Below are 18196 nucleotides of genomic sequence, written 5' to 3'. Positions count from 1 at the left end.
CTCGCGGGCTTCTTCCTTTCTGTACCTGTTTCAAGGGAGGCTTTCATGGTGCACACCACCCAGCCGACCGCCGATCTGCCTCCGGCGCCTTCCGTCAAGGCAATCCAAGACGAACGTCTCAAGGAAGTCTCCTTTCTGACGAAGATCATGCGCCGTCCCGAACTGGGCGCGCTCGCCGGCCTGGTTCTGGTCGCCATCTTCTTCATGTCCACCGCCGATCCGTCGATGTTCACGCTGGCCGGCGTGATGAACATTCTCTCGCCGGCGGCGCAGCTCGGCATTCTCGCCATTGCTGCGGCCCTGCTCATGATCGGCGGCGAGTTCGATCTCTCCATCGGCTCCATGGTAGCGTTCACCGGCTTGGTCTTCGGATGCTTCGTGACGCTCTCCGGATGGCCGCTGCTTCTGGCGATCGCGGCGACCTTCGCGGTTGCGGCGGTTCTCGGCGGCTTGAACGGGCAGATCGTCATCCGCACGCGCCTGCCGTCCTTCATCGTGACGCTGGCCTTCCTCTTCATCCTGCGCGGATTGTCATTAGTCGGGCTCAAATGGGCGACCGGAGGCTCCACGCAAATGCGCGGGATCGGAGCGGATTCGGAGAACGTTGTCCGCGAGATATTTTCCGGCACCGCCCTCGAAGGTTTGTTCTCGTGGCTCGCCGCTCATGACCTGATCGCGAAATTTCCCAATGGAACGCCCACCGTCACCGGGGTTCCGGTTTCCATCCTCTGGTTCATCGGGATGGCGTTGCTCGCCACCTGGATTTTGCTGCGCACCCGCGCGGGCAACTGGATCTTTGCCGCCGGTGGCGACGCCAACGCCGCGCGCAATTCCGGCGTGCCGGTGGACAGGGTGAAGACAGGCCTCTTCATGCTCACCGCCTGCGCCGCGGCTTTGGTTGCCATTCTCACCGTGTTGGACGCGGGCTCGACGGATGCGCGGCGCGGCTTCCAGAAAGAGTTCGAGGCCATCATCGCGGCGGTGATCGGCGGCTGCCTGCTCACCGGCGGCTACGGCTCGGCCATCGGCGCGTTCTTCGGCGCCATCATCTTCGGCATGGTTTCTATCGGCCTCACCTATACAAGGTTCGATTCCGATTGGTTCCAGGTGTTCCTGGGCGCCATGCTGCTGCTGGCGGTCCTGTTCAACAACTTCATCCGCCGCAAAGTGACGGGAGAACGATGATGGAAAGCGAAGCTCCGCTCATCGAAGTCCGCAATCTCGTCAAGCATTTCGGGTCGGTCATCGCGCTCTCCGGCGTGTCGCTCTCCGTTCATCGCGGCGAAGTGATGTGCCTGCTCGGCGACAACGGTGCCGGCAAGTCAACGCTCATCAAGACGCTTGCGGGCGTGCACAAACCGACCTCGGGCGAGTTCATGGTGGAGGGCAAGCCCGTCACCTTCACGAGCCCGCGCGATGCGTTGGACGCAGGCATCGCCACGGTCTATCAGGATCTCGCGATGATCCCGCTCATGTCGGTGACGCGCAACTTCTTCATGGGCCGCGAGCCGGTGAAGGGCGTCTGGCCCTTCCGCCGGGTGGATTTCGACCGTTGCGATGCGGTCACGCAGGACGAGATGCACAAGATCGGCATCGATGTGCGCGATCCGCATCAGGCAGTGGGCACGCTCTCCGGCGGCGAGCGGCAATGCGTGGCGATTGCCCGCGCGGTCTATTTCGGCGCGAAGGTGCTGATCCTCGACGAGCCGACTTCGGCGCTCGGCGTTGCGCAGACATCCATGGTGCTGAAATACATCCATCAGGTCCGCCAGAAGGGCCTCGGCGTCATCTTCATCACGCACAATGTGCGCCATGCCTATGCGGTGGGCGACCGGTTCACCGTTCTCAATCGCGGCAAGACGCTGGGGACTTACGCAAAGTCCGAAATCCAGATCGAGGAGCTGCAGAACCTCATGGCGGGCGGCAAGGAATTGCAGGCCGTGTCGAAGGAATTGGGTGGGATGGTTTGAGATGCTTTCAGCCGTGTTCTCATTCTGAGTGGCTGGTTCGTAAAGCGCTGACAGGCCCTCCTCCCCCACAAGCCTCGGGCTTGCCCGAGACTTGTCTTGTGTTTGCCGCAAGTCGGGAACACCCGACTTGCGCTGGGGAGGAGTTGGAGGTGGGGGTGGCGGCGACGAACTGGACCAGCGTGCCGCCGCCACCCCCACCCTGACCCTCCCCACAAGGGGGAGGGAAACCCTCGCTACATTTTCAAACAGACTCTCAGGGGAGGGCTGAAAGAGCCTCTTATTTCAGGAGCACTGCGAATGAAGTCTCTGAACATCGGTCTCATCGGCACCGGCTACATGGGCAAATGTCACGCGCTCGCCTGGAATGCGGTGGCATCCGTGTTCGGCGACGTGCCGCGCCCGTACCTTGCCGTACTGGCCGAGGCCTCGCAGGAACTGGCGGCGCGCAAGGCACAAGAACTGGGCTTTGCCCGCGCCACCGGCGATTGGCGCTCGCTCGTCACCGATCCTGACATCGATGTGGTCTCGATCACCACGCCGAATGCGTTTCATCCCGACATGGCGATTGCCGCGCTTGAAGCCGGCAAGCATGTGTGGTGCGAGAAGCCCATGGCGACGAAGCTTGCGGATGCGGAGCGCATGCTCGCCGCCGCGCGCGCTTCAGGAAAAGTCGCGGCGCTCGGGTACAATTATATTCAGAACCCGATCATCCGCATGATCCGAAAACTCCTCGACGAGGGCCGCATCGGCGAGGTCAACCATGTGCGCTTCGAGATGGATGAGGATTTCATGGCGGACCCGGAAGAGCTTTTCTATTGGAAGAGCGAGGCGTCCTACGGCCATGGCGCGCTCGACGATTTCGGCGTTCATCCGTTGAGCATTCTCTGGACGCTGCTGGGCGGCGTGCGGCGTGTGTGCGGACACATGGCGAAGCCTTATGCGGATCGCCCTTTACGTGATGGCGGACGCCGTGCGGTCGAGACCTACGACATCGCCGCCATCCTGCTGGAGCTGGAGAACGGTGCATCGGGCGTGATGGCGCTGAACCGTTCCGCCTGGGGGCGGAAGGGGCGCATCTTCATTCAGATTTTCGGCTCGCGGGGCACTATCGTTTTCGATCAGGAACGCATGAACGAGGTGCAGCTTTATACATTGGACGACGCGAGAGATCGCCAAGGCTTCCGCACTATCCTCGCTGCGCCACAGCATCCGCCTTACGACAAGTTCATTCCGGCACCGGGGCATGGACTCGGCTTCAACGATCTGAAAGTGATCGAATGCCGTGAATTGATGCGCCGTATCGCGGGTGAGAGAGCGATGTTGATCGAGTTTGAGGACGGTATTCGGATCGAGCGTACGGTGGATGCCATAGCGAAGAGCGCGCATGAGGGGCGGTGGGTGGAGGTTTCGAACTAGGCCCCCACTTCTATCATTCCGGGGCGAGCGATAGCGAGAGCCCGGAACCCATAAACACCGAAGGTGCCAAGAAGGGTGCTGTGATCGCGGACAGCTTTATTCTACATCTGCAGTGGTTATGGGTTCCGGGCTCGCCTCCGGCGCCCCGGAATGACAACGGAAATTCATCTAACCCGCGTGCGCCTTCAGCACGTCGAGAAACGCATCCGCATAGCGGTCGAGCTTAGCTTGGCCCACGCCATGCACCTCGCCGAATGCGCGCACCGAGCTAGGCTTCTTGGCCACCATGTCGATGAGGCTGCGGTCGGAGAAGATCACGTAAGCGGGCACGCCTTCCTCCTTCGCAAGCCGCGTGCGCAGGGCCTTCAGGTCGAGCAGCAGCGGATCGTCGGAGGGCACGACGGATTCCGCTTCCATGCGCGAGCGCCTGCGGCGACGGTCGGCGGGCTTCATGAGAACGTCGGAGCGCAGCTCGATCCGCTCCTGGCCTTTGAGCACCGCAACGCCCTTGTCGGTGAGCGTCCAGCGGCCGTATTCGGCAAGCTCCAGGGTCACCAATCCGGCGGCGTAAATCTGGCGCAGGAGCGACCGCCATTCGTTCTTCGAGCGATCCTTGCCCACGCCGAAGGTCTTCAGCTTGTCGTGGCCGAAGCGGAGGACGGCGTCGGTCCCGTCGCCCATGAGAATGCTGATGAGATGCTCCGTGCCGAAGCGCTCGCCGGTCCGCACGATGGCCGAGAGGAGCTTCTGCGCCTCGATGGTGCCGTCGAAGGACATGACGCCGTCGATGCACAGGTCGCAATTGCCACACGGCTCAGTGGTCTCGCCGAAATACGAGAGCAGCGTCTGGCGGCGGCAGCGCGGCGCTTCGCATAAAGCGACGAGCGCGTTGAGGCGCTGGCGCTCCACGCGCTTCTGATCGTCGGACGCATCGCTCTGCTCGATCTGCATGCGGCGCAGGCGCATGTCGTCGAGGCCGTAGAGGGTGAGCGTGTCGGCGGGCGCGCCGTCGCGTCCCGCGCGGCCGATCTCCTGGTAATAGGCTTCGATGGATTTCGGCAAGGCTGCATGCGCCACGAAGCGCACGTCGGGCTTGTCGATGCCCATGCCGAAGGCGACGGTCGCCACCATCACTACGCCGTCCTCCTGCAGAAACATGTCCTGGTTCCTGGCACGCGCCGCTTGCGGCATTCCTGCGTGATAGGGCATGGCGCGATAGCCGGCCTGGCTTAAGGAATCCGCGAGCTTCTCGGTGGCGTCGCGCGACGAGCAATAGACGATGCCGCTCTCGTGCCGGTGCTTGTCGAGGAAAGAGAAGAGCTGGCGCCGCGACTGCTCCTTCGCCTGCATGGCAAGCCGCAGATTCGGGCGGTCGAAGCCGTGGATGAAGAGGCGCGGCTCCTCCTCGAACAGGCGATGCACGATGTCGCCGCGCGTCGCCACATCGGCGGTCGCGGTGAGCGCGATGGTCTGCACGTTGCCGAGACGACGGCGCACTTCGCCCAACATGGCGTATTCGGGGCGGAAATCGTGACCCCATTGCGAGACGCAATGCGCCTCGTCGATGGCGAGCAGGTTGACGCCCGAGCGGCCGAGCCACTCCGTGGTGCCGGTATTGGCGAGCCGCTCAGGTGAGGCGTAGAGCACGCGCATGCGGCCATCGCGCACGGCATCCACCACGCGGCGGTTCTCGTCCTGATCGTTCGCCGAATTGAGGCTGCCCGCCTCGACGCCGAAATGGCGCAGCGCCGCCACCTGATCGCGCATGAGGGCGATCAGCGGCGAGACCACGACGGTCAGGCCCTCGCGGACAAGCGTCGGCAGCTGGTAGCAGAGCGACTTGCCGGCACCTGTCGGCATCACGGCGAGCACATCCTCGCCCGCCAGCACGGCGCGCACGATCTCCTCCTGTCCTTCGCGGAAGGATGAGAAGCCGAAAACATCGTGGAGAATCTTGGCGGGGTCGATCACATCTGGGGTGTGGCCGATGACGGATTCAAGGTCAATGCGGCATGGGGAATCTTGAGCCGCGCCAGAACGCCTTTTGCCGCCGCGATGCCGGTCGCGAAGGTGGCTTGGAGCAGATAGCCGCCGGTCGGGGCCTCCCAATCCAGCATCTCCCCCGCAGCGTAGACCCCCGGCAGGCGGCGCAGCATCAGGTTCTCGTCGAGCTCCGCGAAGGGAATGCCGCCAGCCGAGGAAATGGCCCGGTCCAGGGGCTTCATGCCTGTCAGAATCAGGGGAACGGCCTTGATGAGCCGCGCCAGGTCCCCCGGTTCCACGGGCAGGCGCGGATCTGATTCGCGCAACAGGGCGACCCCCAGGGGGCTCAAAGAGGCGGCCTTGCGTAAGTATGTGGAGGCGGATTGGCCCTTTCGCGGGACGCTCAGGCGCTTCGCCAGGGCCTCCTCGGGCAGGTCGGGCCTGAGATCGAGGAGGAGGGTGGCCTGCCCTTCGCGCTCGATGGCGTCCCGCAGCCTTGCCGACAGGGCATAGACCGCGCCGCCCTCGATCCCGTCCGCCGTCACGATAGCCTCGCCCCGGACGGTCACGCCCTCAAAGGCGAGCGCGATTCGCTTCAGGGGCTCGCCTTCGAACCGCCCGCGGATGACCTCGGACCAGGGCAGGGTGAAGCCCATATTGGCCGGGCGTAAGGGAGCCACCGCGACGCCTTTGGCTTTCAGCAGTTCCACCCAGGAACCGTCCGACCCCAGCCTCGGCCAGCTCGCCCCGCCGAGCGCCAGGATGGTCGCGTCGGCTTGTGCCGCCACGCGCTCCCCGGCGGCATTGGTGAAGACCGGGCGGCCCTCTTCGTCCCAGCCCTGCCAGCGATGGCGCAGGGCGAAGCGGATTCCGAGGGCGTCCAGGCGGGCCAGCCAGGCCCGCAGCAGCGGCGAGGCCTTGAAGGCCTTGGGGAACACGCGTCCGCTCGACCCGACGAAGGTCTCCTGGCCCAGGCCTTCGCACCAGCCCCGCAGATCCTCCGGCCGGAAGGCTTCGAGGAGGGGGCGCAGCCTCTCGGATCCCTCGGAATAGCGGGCGACGAATCGCTCGAATTCCTCCGAATGGGTCAGGTTCAGCCCGCCGCGGCCGGCCATGAGGAATTTGCGGCCCAGAGAGGGCATCTGGTCGTAGATCGTGACTGCAACGCCTGCCTGTCCAAGCATTTCGGCGGCAACCAGCCCGGCGGGGCCGCCGCCGATGATGGTCACATGAGGGGATGATAGGGGCAGGGGCATGCGCTCAGCTGACGCGGAAAGGAGCGAGAAGGTGGTATGGACCCTTACGCTTCATCATGGCATTCAGCGCAAAGGTCGTGGCTTGCACATGACCGCCATGGGACTTTTTTGCAAGAGGAGTGGCGCACAACGCCACCTCAAGGGAAATTCGATGCGTGTTCTCTCATTCTGCGCCTTGATCGCCCTGGCGCTTGCGGGCTGCGCCTCCGATGCGTCGTTGACCGCCACCGACAAGGTTCTCGCCAGCTCCACGAAGGACGCGTCCGAGGCAGCGAAGCTCATCTCCGCCTATCGCGTCTCCAGGGGCTTAAGCCCGGTGACCGTGGATTCCAACCTGAACAAAGCCGCCGAGCATCAGGCCCGGGCCGTGGCGGCGGCGGGCCGCCTCAGCCACGGCAATTTCGCGAGCCGCATGGATGATTACGGCATCATCGGCTATTCGGCGGAAAACCTTTCGGCCGGTGCGGACAACGTCGACGGCACCATCGAGCGCTGGAAGCGGTCGTCCGGCCACAACGTCAATCTGCTGATGCCCCAGGCCCGCAAGATCGGCTTTGCCCGCGCCGACGCCAACAACCGCTACGGACGCTACTGGGCGCTCGTTCTCGGTCAGTAAGGGCTGCAACGGATCGCTTCGCTGCATCCCATGGGATCAACATTCCTGCCATGTCATGGCCGGGCTTGTCCCGGCCATCCCGATCCGGAAAGCGCGGCGCTCTTAACAATCGGGATCACCGGCACAAGGCCGGTGATGACGTGGGGATGAACTGGATTGATCGCTCACCCAGTCATACCACCCCCATCCTTTCTCTCCCCGCAAGGGGGAGGGAAACACGCGCTAACCCACTGAGGGGCTTCCGAAGCCTGAAGGCACAAACGGAGCCGTGGCGCGTTAGCATCAGGATTTCCTTTCAAGTGCGTCCCTCATGACCCATCAGCAAATGCTCTCCTTCGCCATCGTCGCCGGGATGATGGCGCTTTTCGTGTGGGGGCGCCTCCGTTACGACCTCGTGGCGGTCCTGGCGCTTCTCGCCGCCGTATTGGTGGGCATCGTCCCGGCGGACAAGGCTTTCACCGGCTTCAGCGACGACATCGTCATCATCGTCGCGAGCGCGCTGCTCGTGAGTGCGGCGGTCGCGAAATCCGGCGTGCTGGAGGCGGCGCTTCATCACGCCGGACCCTACCTGCGCACCACGCAGATCCAGGTCGTCGTCCTGGTCGCCACCGTGACGGTGCTGTCCGCCTTCGTGAAGAATATCGGCGCGCTCGCCATGATGATTCCCGTGGCGTTCCAGATCGCGCGGCGCTCGAACACTCCGCCCTCGTCCTTCCTCATGCCGATGGCCTTCGGCTCGCTTCTCGGCGGCATCGTCACGCTGGTGGGCACCTCGCCCAACATCATCGTGTCGCGGGTCAGGCAGGAATTGCTGGGCGAACCGTTCGGGATGTTCGATTTCACGCCCGTGGGCCTCGGCATCGCGCTTGCCGGCGTCGTGTTCCTTGCCTTCGGCTACCGGCTTCTGCCGAAGGGGCGGCGGGGCGCGGCCTCACTGGATGAAGCGCTCAACATCAAGGATTACATCACCGAAGCGCGGGTGATCGAGGAATCGGACGTGGTCGGGCAGACGGTGGCGGATCTGCACAAGCTCGCCAACGGCGAGGTGAAGGTCGCCGCCATCATCCGCAACGAGACACGCAGCTCCAGCCCGCTGCCGGATGCGAAGATCCGCGAGAACGATCTTCTCATGCTGGAGGGCGAGCCCGATGCCCTTGAAAGCGCGGTGGCGCGGGCAGGCCTCAAGCTCACCCGCGAGCATCGGCTGCCGGAAGTGGACGAAGCGACCGACGAGATCGGCGTGATCGAGGCTATCGTGGGGCCGAGTTCGTCTCTCTCTGGTCTATCGGCAGAGCGCATTGCTCTCTACGAGCGCTTCCAGGTCAACCTGATTGCGGTGAGCCGCAGCGGAGAGCGCTTCAAGGAACGGCTGCGCACGATCACGCTTCGGCCCGGCGACGTGATCGTGCTACAGGGCAATCTCAAGAAACTGCCGGATACGCTGCAGCAGCTCGGCTGCCTGCCCCTCGCCGAGCGCGAGATCAGGCTCGGCAGCGCGCGCCGGAGCCTGCTGCCCATCGCCATTCTCGGCCTCACCATGGTGCTGGTGGCCTTCAATATTCTCCCTGTCGCCATTGCCTTCTTCGGGGCCGGCGTGCTGATGGTCCTGTTCGGGTCGCTTTCCCTGCGCGAGGTTTACGAGACCGTCGAATGGCCCATCATCGTCATGCTGGGCGCGCTGATTCCGGTCAGTGAGTCGATCCGCACCACAGGCGGCACGGACCTCATCGCCGGGTGGCTTTCATCGACCGCGAACATGCTGCCGCCTACGGGCGCGCTGGTGCTCATCATGGTGGCGGCCATGGCGGTGACGCCGTTCCTCAACAACGCGGCGACGGTTCTCGTGATGGCGCCGATTGCCGCGAGCTTCGCGACCCAGCTCGGCTTCAGGCCCGATGCCTTCCTGATGGCGGTGGCGATCGGTGCGGCCTGCGATTTCCTCACGCCTATCGGCCATCAATGCAACACGCTGGTGATGGGGCCGGGCGGCTATCGCTTCGGGGATTACTGGCGGCTCGGCCTGCCGCTGTCGATGATCGTTATCGTGGTGGGAACGCCCCTGATCATGATCTTCTGGCCGCTTCAGTAACAGGCCTCAGGGCAACATCGTCGTCAGCAGAAGCGTCGTTCCCGTGACCGACGAAACGAGCGCGATGATCATCGCCCAGCAATGCATCCGGTCCCGCTCCTTCTGATTGAGCAGGGGGCGCAGGCGCGCGTCGGAGCGGCCGAAGATGAAGCTCGCATTCCGCACGGGGCGGGGCGAATGGGGAATGATGCTGAAGCTCGACCTGACCGCCTGACGCGCCTGGGCATCGGCACCGTAGGAGGCATGGCGGGAGGGCTGGAAATTCATGACATCACGCTTGGAGGGAACAGGTTACGCCATGACGTTCGCCCCCAACCAGTGAACGGGAGGTAAAGGATTCACAGGCATCGGATTCGTCGTAAACCAAACCTTTCCGAGGCGGCGGTGGCAGCTAAAGACGACGCGTCTGTGAGGTGGCTCAGAAGTAGATGGCGCGGTTCTTTCCCTCCCCCTTGCGGGGAGGGTCAGGGTGAGGTCGCAAAGTCGGAGCGCCTCGCTTCATCAGCTCGCACAACGGCCCTACAGTGTCATTCCCGGCCGAAGCGCAGCGGAGGGGAAGGGAATCCATAGCGCACCGCTTGACCGTGGATCCCCTTCCCTCGCTAACGCTCGCCGGGGATGACACTAAGCCAGACTCTGAAGCTCTCACCCGGTCGGAGCACCCCCACCCTAACCCTCCCCGCAAGGGGGAGGGAACACGCGCCACATCATTTTCTGTTGCGAAGCCGATCACAGGAATCGTGTCGCGAGGCGTCGCGCTCTGTGTCATGCACGGCCGGAAGAAGAGGTCCCGCAATGCCTGAGTCGCACAATCCTGCCGCCATCCGCCAAACCATGACAGGCTCCGATTGGGGATTGCTGGCGACCTTGTCGCTTGTCTGGGGCGGATCGTTCCTGTTCAACGGAGTCGCGGTGCGGGAGCTGCCGTTCCTGACCGTCGTCACCTTGCGGGTCGGCATCGCGGCGCTGGCTTTGCATGTGATTCTGCGGATCATGCGGGTCGCGCTGCCCCGAGGGCGCCGGGTGTGGGGCTCCTTCATCGCCATGGGCATCCTCAACAACGTCATCCCGTTCTCGCTGATCGTCTGGGGGCAGAGCCATATCGCGAGCGGGCTGGCTTCCATCCTCAACGCCACCACGCCGCTCTTCACGGTGATCGTGGCGCATTACTTCACGACCGACGAGCGCCTGACAGGGCACCGCCTCATGGGCGTCGTCGTGGGATTCGTCGGCGTGGCCGTCATGGTCGGGGCGGCGGCGCTTGCCGGATTGAACGCCAATGTGCTGTCGCAGATCGCGATCCTGGGCGCGGCGCTGTCATATGGTTTTTCGGGCGTCTACGGCCGCCGCTTCAAGTCCATGGGCATTGCGCCGCTTGCGACCGCCACCGGGCAGGTCACGGCATCGAGCGTGATCCTGCTGCCGTTCGCCCTTTATATCGACCGCCCCTGGACGTTGCCGATGCCGAGCCTTGCCGCGATCCTCTCGATCCTCGGCCTTGCCCTTGTCTCGACGGCCTTCGCCTATCTTCTCTTCTTCCGGCTTCTCGCCCGCGCCGGCGCCACCAATGCGGGCCTCGTGACCTTCCTGATTCCGGTGAGCGCGATTCTCTTCGGCGTCGTGCTGCTCGGCGAAACCCTGGAGCCGCGCCACATCGCCGGCATGGCGCTGATCGGCGCGGGTCTTCTGCTCATGGACGGGCGGGTGCTGTCCGCGTTCAGCGCGAAGCGCCCGGCTGCGCACGGAAGCGGTTGAACATCATGTCCGGCGCGCTGGTGTTGTGGCGCGAGGGCAGCAATCTTCCCATCCAGGCATCGGTCGCCTTGGCGTCGCGGAAATTCATGATCATCTCCTCGCGCCAGGATTTTGCGTTCGACTCACGCACGGCGATGCGCGCCACATCCGCGTTGAACTCGGTCACGTACATGGAGCGAAGCGCCGCGAAGGGCACGCCCGACACGGCCTGATCGAGGCTCACGTCGAGGGCCAGGCGCTCCTCGTCGAGCGCCGTGATCTTCACACCGGCCTTGCCGCCCTTAGCCAACGTCAGGGTGAAGTTCATGGCCTTGGGGTCGAAGGCCACATCCTTCAGGTTCACCACCGGGCGCTGGTCGAATTCCACCGGGCCGACCAGGAACGACGAGCCATAGGCCGTCCAGCCCAGATGCTCCGGCGCGAGCGGCTTGATGCGCCAGTAGCCGTCACCCGGATAGATCACCAGAACCTCCTCCGCCTTGTCGCCGCGCTTCTTGAGCAATTGCAGCAGGTGGATGTTGCGCTCGACTTTGCCGCCGATGGTCACCGTCACGTCGCTCGGGCGCCAGAACTCCGTGAAGGACAGGCCGATGATGCGGACATTGTCGTCCTCGTAGAGCGTGCTCATCGTGGGGTGAGGCTTGGTGGAGGTTGCCTCCGAGATGTCCTCGCAGGCCGTCCAGTCCGGCTCCCAGCGGTCCTGGCGAAGCGTGCCCATATAGGCCGGGTGCACGGCCTCGATGCTGAAATGGCGCACTTCCGGCGAGGCGAAGTTAATGGCGATATTGTCCTTTTCCGCACAGAGCACCGGCTCGCTGGTATTTGTCACATCGATAGCCAGGCCGTCGAGAGTGGCGGCGCTTGCCATCGCGGCCGTGCCGAGGAAGCCGAGGGCGAGGAAGATTGAGAAAATCGTGCGCATCATGGACAATCGTTGTTTCGGATAAGGATGCGGCCAGGCCGTCGGGCACTGATACCGCGCGGCCGCCGAGGCGTCGAGTTTTGAAGATTGGCCTTTGCATGCGGCCTGTTGATGGCGCATGGCTGCTCTCCTATCTCAGGAATTAGGGTTCGGTAGCCTCCTGTGGTAAGGTGGGCCCGATCCCGAAGCTTGGCTTCCCAGGCTCTGCCGGTATCCGGCAAAGGCCTGATTTTCCAAACCTTTAAGGCTGTCTGCCCGAGTTTTCTTGATGATGCGCCTGACCTTGAGCCTGTCCGACAACCTCGCCACGACCTCGGTCGAGCGGGCGATCATGGAGTTCCGCAGCGCCCGTCCCGTCGTGATCGACGGGGCAGGGCTCAGCGCGCTCGTGATCGGCGTCGAGGACCTGGACGAGGCCCGTGGCGCCGAGATCGAGGCCATCGCCGGTGGCCATGCTCATCTCGTTCTGCCGGCCGCGCGCCTGCGCCGCCTCGGCCTCGAGCGCGACGTGCCCGGCCGCGTAGCTCTGCCCGTGGTAGAGCGCGGGCGAATCGAGACCCTGGCACTCAAGGTCGATGCGCGAATCGACGCGCCGGTCCGGCCCGTGGGCGATCTCGACGGGGAGGCGGTCGAGCTTGCCCGTCTCTCTCTCGTCCTGCCCGCCGTGATCGTGGTGCCGCTCTCCGCCGGGATCGAGATCGATCCGTCGCTCGTGCGCGTTCCGGCCGAGGCCATTCGCGCCTATCGCCGCGCCAAGGCCGCCGACCTGAAGATCGTCAGCCGTGCGCCGGTGCCGCTGGAAGGCGCGCCGACCAGCGAGTTCGTGGTGTATCGCGGCGGCGAGGGCCTGCGCGATCAGGTGGCGATCCTCGTCGGCAAGCCCGATCTCTCCGCGCCCGTGATGGTGCGCCTGCATTCCGCCTGCCTGACCGGCGATCTCTTCGGCAGCCTCAAATGCGATTGCGGCGACCAGCTGCGCGAGACCGTGCGCTTCATGGCGGAAAACGAAGGCGGCATCCTGCTCTATCTCGATCAGGAGGGGCGCGGGAACGGCCTCGCCAACAAGATCCGCGCCTACAAGCTCCAGTCCCAAGGCTATGACACTTACGAGGCCGACGAGATTCTGGGCTTCGAGGCCGATCAGCGCCGCTTCGATTTCGCGGCGGAGATGCTCAAACAGCTCGGCGTGGCGAAGGTGCGCCTCATGACCAACAATCCCGAGAAGATCCGCGCGCTGTCTGAGGCGGGCCTTCAGGTGATCTCCGATCATCGCGTGCTGGGCCGCCCGACGCCCGAGAATGTCAGCTATCTCGCGGCCAAGCGTGACCGTGCCGGACATTACATCGATCTCGAAGGCCTGCTCGCCTGCTCCAACAAGGATTGAGCGGGCCTGAAGCGGCATCCCTCTTAAGGCCACTATTGTCACGTTCCAGACGACCTCTAGCTTTCCCATAGGCGGAATGTCCGCTCCGGCCTGACCGCCTTGCCATATGCGCCAGCATGTCTGGCGGGTTCAGGGGAAAAGCCATGTGGAGTCAAGTTTACGATCCATTCGGCAACGCGACGTTGTCGACCATCGCAGCCGCCGTTCCGGTGGTCCTGCTTCTGGTGATGATCGCCTCCGGAAAAGTGAAGGCGCATATCGCCGCCGTGATCGCCCTCGTAGCGGCGGTCGCCGTTTCGATCTTCCTGTTCACCATGCCCGCCGGGCTTGCCATTCGCGCCGCCCTCTTCGGCGTCATCACCGGCATGTTCCCGATCGGCTGGATCATCCTGAACGTCATCTTTCTCTACCGGCTCACCGTGGAGAAAGGATACTTCGCGACCCTCCAGCAATCGGTTGGAAACATCACGACGGATCGGCGCCTGCAATTGCTGCTCGTGGCTTTCGCCTTCGGTGCGTTCTTCGAAGGCGCGGGCGGCTTCGGCACGCCTGTCGCCGTGACGGGCGCGATTCTCATCGGCCTTGGATTTTCGCCGCTCGCGGCATCCGGCCTCTCGCTCATCGCCAATACCGCTCCCGTGGCCTATGGCGCGCTCGGCGCGCCGATCCAGGGCCTCGCCTCCGTCACGGGCTTCGATCCTTACGTGCTCGGCGCCATGATCGGCCGGCAGCTTCCCTTCTTCTCGGTGATCGTGCCGTTCTGGCTGATCTGGGTCTTCGCGGGTTTCCGCGGCATGATTCAGATCTGGCCGGCGATCCTGGTCTGCGCGGTCTCCTTCGCGATCCCGCAATTCGTGATTTCGAACTACATCAATCCCTGGATCGTCGATATCGGCGCATCGCTTATCTCGATGGCCTGTCTCGTCGCGTTCATGCGGGTCTGGCATCCGAAGGAGATCTGGACGTCTCCGGCTTTGCGCACGCATGATATTTCCGCCACCACGCTGACGCAGCCTGCCTCTTTGGGTGCCGGCATATCGGGTGCGATGCCTCAGGCTCCGCGCGACGAAGTCATCCGCGCTTGGGTCCCGTGGATCATCCTGTCCGTGATCGTCGCGATCTGGGGCACCGGCTGGTTCAAGTCGCTCGTCAATCCGATCTTCACGTGGAGCTATCCCATTCCCGGCCTGCACAACATCGTGCAGAAGGTTGCGCCCATCGTGGCCCATCCGACGCCGGAGCCGGCGGTCTTCGCCTTCACCTATCTGTCCTACACGGGCACGGGTGTTCTCATCGCGGCGATCATCGCGGGTCTCGTCATGGGCTTCTCGCCCCTGCGGCTCATCACCGCCTGGTTTGAGACGATCTGGGTGCTGCGCTACTCGCTCATCACCATCGCCTCGATGCTCGCCATCGGCACGCTCACGCGCTTTGCGGGGGTCGATGCCACCTTGGGACTCGCGTTCGCAGGGACCGGCTTCTTCTATCCGTTCTTCGGCACTCTACTCGGCTGGCTCGGCGTCGCGCTGACCGGCTCGGATACCGCCTCGAACGTCCTGTTCGGCGGCTTGCAGAAGATCACGTCGGAGCAATTGGGATTGTCGCCGATCCTCATGGCGGCGGCCAACTCGTCAGGCGGCGTCATGGGCAAGATGATCGACGCGCAATCCATCGTCGTGGCCTCCACCGCGACGAACTGGTTCGGGCATGAAGGAAGCATTCTGCGCTTCGTGTTCTGGCACTCCATCACCCTTGCCTGCCTGGTGGGCGGGCTGGTGATGCTGCAGGCCTATGTCCATCCGTTCACGGCGATGGTCCTGCCCTGAACCAAGCCGAGAAAACGCCGCCAGAGATGATCTGGCGGCGTTTTCTCTTGAGCACATTTATCGCGCCGGCATTCCCGTCTCGATGATCTTCGCCCAGAGCGACACGCCGTAGGGCGTCGCTGCGTCGTTGAAGTCGTAAGCCGGGTGGTGCACGCCCGCGCTGTCGCCGTTGCCGAGGAAGATATAGGCGCCGGGGCGCTTCTCCAGCATGAAGGAGAAATCCTCCGCGCCCATTTCCGGCGGGAAGTTCGTCACGACCGCACTCTCGCCCACGACATCCTTCGCGACGGAAGCGACGAAGTCGACCCTCTCCGCATCGTTCACCGTCACCGGATAACCACGGTTATAGGTGATGTTCGCCTTCGCGCCGAACATTGCGCAGGTATTCTCGACGATGGTGCGGATGCGCGCTTCCGCCAGGTCGCGGATGGCGGGCGACAAGCTGCGCACGGTGCCGAGAAGAGTCGCGGTTTGCGGAATGACATTGAACGTATCGCCGGCTCGAACCGTGCACACGGACACCACCACCGCCTCCAGCGGATCGACGCTGCGCGAGGCGACCGATTGCAGCGCCGTGATCACATGCGCCGTCACAACGATGGGGTCGATGCAGTCATGCGGATAGGCCGCGTGCCCGCCCTTGCCCTCGATGATAATCGTGAAGCGGTCCGCCGCCGCCATGGTCGGGCCGGGGCGCATCGCGAAATGACCGATGGGCACGCCTGGCCAATTATGCATGCCATAGACCTCATGAATGCCGAATCGCTCCATGAGTCCGTCCTTCACCATGGCGTCGCCGCCGCCACCGCCTTCCTCCGCCGGCTGGAAAATGACGATGGCCGTACCGTCGAAATTGCGCGTCTCGGCAAGGTATTTCGCGGCGCCCAGCAGCATGGCGGTGTGGCCGTCATGGCCGCAGGCATGCATCTTGCCGGGCGTCTTGGATTTGTAGGGCAGGTCGGTCGCCTCCTCGATGGGAAGCGCATCCATGTCGGCGCGCAGGCCGATCACCTTGGCCGAATGATTCGTGCGTCCCTTGATCACGCCGACAACGCCGGTCTGGCCAATCCCCTCCACCACCTCATCACAGCCGAAAGCCCTCAGCTTGTCGGCCACGATGCCGGCGGTGCGGTGGACGTCGTATCCGAGTTCGGGATTTTCATGGAAATCCCGGCGCCAGGCGGCGATCTCGTCAGCGAGGTCGGCGACGCGGTTGATGATCGGCATGGTATTTCCTCCGGCAGGCTCACAGGCTTCCAGCGAACCAAGCCAGAGCCCTCAGGTCAAGGCTTCGATCAGACGCGGCGGCGCAGGATGGCCTTGGGCCGCGTGGTGCGGAATTGGCCGTGCTCGATCGCCACGAAGATCAGGACCAGCATGACCAGGGCCGTGAACCACCAGACCTGGGTGGTGCCGATACCGAAGCAGACGAGCGCGAAGGCGGTGGCGAAGGCCGCCATGATGCCGGGGCCGAGGATGGGACGCTGGCCCCCCGCGCCCATGGCAGTGCGATAGAGCAGGATCGCGCCAGCGAGGGCGCCGATGAGGCCGAGCTCGTACCAGACCTCGAAAAGCAGGGTGGATGGCGCGCGCGACGGAATGATTCCGAAGATCCGCCCTCGGATCGATGTTTCCAGCCCGTGTCCGGTGAGCAGCCGCAGCGGCTCGGCGAGGATGGTGTCGCGCCATACGCCAAGGCTCAGGGCGGGGGCGGAGTTCGCGCCCATCAGGCCATCGGTCAGAGGTTTTAGGACGAAGGGAAGAACGGGGGCGAGCAGCAGAAGGCCTGCCATAACAAGGGCGACGAGACGCGAGCCGAGCGTCGGGAGCGTTGCGGTGAGGGCGAAGGCAAGGGCGCCGACCGCCATGCCGAAGAGCGGCAATCCGTCCGTGGCGGCGAAAGCGCCGAGAGCGACGGCCAGAACGAGAGCCAGCGCTTCGAGATTGCGGCCTCGGGAGTGAAGCCAGGTGACGGCGGGCCAGAGCAGCAGCACGAGTACGATCATGCCGCGCTCGATGCCCAAACCCTCCGGATCGAGCCTCGCGCCTTCCTTCAGAAGCAGCGGCACGGCAGCCAGGGCGGCCAGGCCCACGCCGACGGGGAGCAGGTAGAGATTGGCCGAGCGCATGCGATCGGGTAGGGCCAGATACCCGACAAGCGCCATCACGCCCATGACGATGATGTTGAACAGCCGCTCGGAGGCCTGGGGCACGAAAGGCGTCCAGATCAGGGACAGGCAGGCCCAGAGCAGCAGGACGCCGCCGGCCAGGGTAGCCCGTGAGCCCAGAAGGTTCGTCAGCTTCTCCATCGGCTGCCGGGCGCTGCCGTCGAGGACGGAGGCCAGCACGATGAGAACCACGGCCAGGGGCGCCAGGACGACAAGGGCGCGCCGGGTGAAGAAGGCCGCTGACGGAATGACCAGAAACAGGATCGCAAAGCCGATTCGCCGCAACATGGCGGCGGCATCCGCTGAAGGATTGGCCGTAGGGGAAATTGGGCGGACCATGAGGCTGGTGCAATCGTCGGTTAGGCGTTCGGAAGGGTTAAGCTAGTGGAGGGAGAGGACAAAAGCTGTAGGTAGCGTGCAACACATGCACAACCTTTGCAGTCCGGTAGGGAGCCCTTGGGGGATGCTGAGCCGGGTCTTCGCATTGCGGCGGCTGTGTTCCCTCCCCCTTACGGGGAGGGGCAGGGGGGTGACGGGGTGAGAGAGAACCAGGTTAATCCCACGTCATCACCGACCTTGTGCCGGTGATCCCGATCATGTTGAGCGCTGCGCTCTTCGCATCGAGATGGCCGGGACAAGCTCGGCCATGACATCGAAGCGGCTCACTTCTTCCCGCGGATGAAGTTGATGATGCCCGAAAAATCGTCGCCCTCGTGTCCGCCATTGTTGAAGAGCGCGTAGAGCTGGGCGGCTTCGGCGCCCAGCGGCGTCGAAGCGCCGGAGGCAAGGGCCGCTTCCTGCGCGAGCTTTT

General features: G+C 64.2%; 14 protein-coding genes and 1 pseudogene. 8 read left to right on the top strand and 7 right to left on the bottom strand.

Features of this window, described 5'->3' with window-relative positions; all coding sequences use genetic code 11:
- The first annotated feature begins 45 nt into the window (after positions 1-45).
- From AB4Y85_RS17915 to AB4Y85_RS17905, 3 genes are all read left to right on the top strand, one after another.
- A complete protein-coding gene (locus tag AB4Y85_RS17915) occupies positions 46-1185 on the top strand; it encodes an ABC transporter permease (protein ID WP_441986284.1) in 1140 nt (379 codons plus the stop codon).
- Entirely contained in the window at positions 1182-1970 is a 789-nt protein-coding gene (locus AB4Y85_RS17910; protein WP_441986283.1) for an ATP-binding cassette domain-containing protein, read from the top strand. The genes AB4Y85_RS17915 and AB4Y85_RS17910 overlap by 4 nt, the downstream gene beginning before the upstream one ends.
- A gap of 297 nt (positions 1971-2267) precedes the next feature.
- Positions 2268-3386, top strand: coding sequence for a Gfo/Idh/MocA family protein (locus AB4Y85_RS17905; RefSeq protein ID WP_441986282.1), 1119 nt, complete (start codon positions 2268-2270; stop codon positions 3384-3386).
- 168 nt (positions 3387-3554) lie between these two features.
- Here AB4Y85_RS17905 and recQ read toward each other — a convergent pair whose 3' ends face one another.
- Together recQ and AB4Y85_RS17895 are read right to left on the bottom strand one after the other, a co-directional pair.
- A complete protein-coding gene (gene recQ, locus AB4Y85_RS17900) occupies positions 3555-5357 on the bottom strand; it encodes a DNA helicase RecQ (RefSeq protein ID WP_441986281.1) in 1803 nt (600 codons plus the stop codon).
- The gene (locus AB4Y85_RS17895; RefSeq protein ID WP_441986280.1) at positions 5354-6625 is read right to left on the bottom strand and encodes an NAD(P)/FAD-dependent oxidoreductase; all 1272 of its coding nucleotides are present in this window, start codon (positions 6623-6625) and stop codon (positions 5354-5356) included. Before AB4Y85_RS17895 ends, recQ begins: the two co-directional genes overlap by 4 nt.
- Positions 6626-6776: 151 nt before the next feature.
- Between AB4Y85_RS17895 and AB4Y85_RS17890 the strand changes: the two genes are divergently transcribed.
- Positions 6777-7241: a CAP domain-containing protein gene (locus AB4Y85_RS17890; RefSeq protein ID WP_441986279.1), complete on the top strand. Its 465-nt coding sequence runs from the start codon at positions 6777-6779 to the stop codon at positions 7239-7241.
- A gap of 310 nt (positions 7242-7551) precedes the next feature.
- The gene (locus AB4Y85_RS17885) at positions 7552-9330 is read left to right on the top strand and encodes an SLC13 family permease (RefSeq protein ID WP_441986278.1); all 1779 of its coding nucleotides are present in this window, start codon (positions 7552-7554) and stop codon (positions 9328-9330) included.
- Positions 9331-9336: 6 nt separating this feature from the next.
- Here AB4Y85_RS17885 and AB4Y85_RS17880 read toward each other — a convergent pair whose 3' ends face one another.
- Positions 9337-9597, bottom strand: coding sequence for a hypothetical protein (locus tag AB4Y85_RS17880; RefSeq protein ID WP_441986277.1), 261 nt, complete (start codon positions 9595-9597; stop codon positions 9337-9339).
- 528 nt (positions 9598-10125) lie between these two features.
- On the opposite strand from AB4Y85_RS17880, the gene AB4Y85_RS17875 reads away from it, so the two are divergent.
- The gene (locus AB4Y85_RS17875) at positions 10126-11085 is read left to right on the top strand and encodes a DMT family transporter (protein ID WP_441986276.1); all 960 of its coding nucleotides are present in this window, start codon (positions 10126-10128) and stop codon (positions 11083-11085) included.
- On the opposite strand, the gene AB4Y85_RS17870 is transcribed toward AB4Y85_RS17875, so the two are convergent.
- A complete protein-coding gene (locus tag AB4Y85_RS17870; protein ID WP_441986275.1) occupies positions 11048-12127 on the bottom strand; it encodes a hypothetical protein in 1080 nt (359 codons plus the stop codon). The genes AB4Y85_RS17875 and AB4Y85_RS17870 overlap by 38 nt on opposite strands.
- Before the next feature lie 151 nt (positions 12128-12278).
- On the opposite strand from AB4Y85_RS17870, the gene ribA reads away from it, so the two are divergent.
- Positions 12279-13391, top strand: a complete 1113-nt coding sequence (ribA, locus tag AB4Y85_RS17865; protein ID WP_441986295.1) for a GTP cyclohydrolase II RibA — start codon at positions 12279-12281, stop codon at positions 13389-13391.
- Between the two features lie 143 nt (positions 13392-13534).
- Positions 13535-15217 (top strand): L-lactate permease, encoded by a 1683-nt coding sequence (locus AB4Y85_RS17860; RefSeq protein WP_441986274.1) that lies wholly within the window; start codon positions 13535-13537, stop codon positions 15215-15217.
- 57 nt (positions 15218-15274) lie between these two features.
- On the opposite strand, the gene AB4Y85_RS17855 is transcribed toward AB4Y85_RS17860, so the two are convergent.
- The 3 genes and pseudogenes from AB4Y85_RS17855 to AB4Y85_RS17845 form a co-directional block, all read right to left on the bottom strand.
- Positions 15275-16444: a M20 aminoacylase family protein gene (locus tag AB4Y85_RS17855; protein WP_441986273.1), complete on the bottom strand. Its 1170-nt coding sequence runs from the start codon at positions 16442-16444 to the stop codon at positions 15275-15277.
- 68 nt (positions 16445-16512) lie between these two features.
- A complete protein-coding gene (locus tag AB4Y85_RS17850; protein ID WP_441986272.1) occupies positions 16513-17673 on the bottom strand; it encodes a peptide ABC transporter permease in 1161 nt (386 codons plus the stop codon).
- A gap of 374 nt (positions 17674-18047) precedes the next feature.
- Positions 18048-18196: pseudogene (locus AB4Y85_RS17845) on the bottom strand (3-hydroxyisobutyrate dehydrogenase); the annotation flags it as partial.

It is taken from the genome of Microvirga sp. 2YAF29 (genome assembly GCF_052114605.1).
GTDB lineage: Bacteria > Pseudomonadota > Alphaproteobacteria > Rhizobiales > Beijerinckiaceae > Microvirga.
The sequence above is the reverse complement of the archived record's forward strand: the minus strand, read 5'-3'. Positions and strand labels throughout refer to the sequence as shown.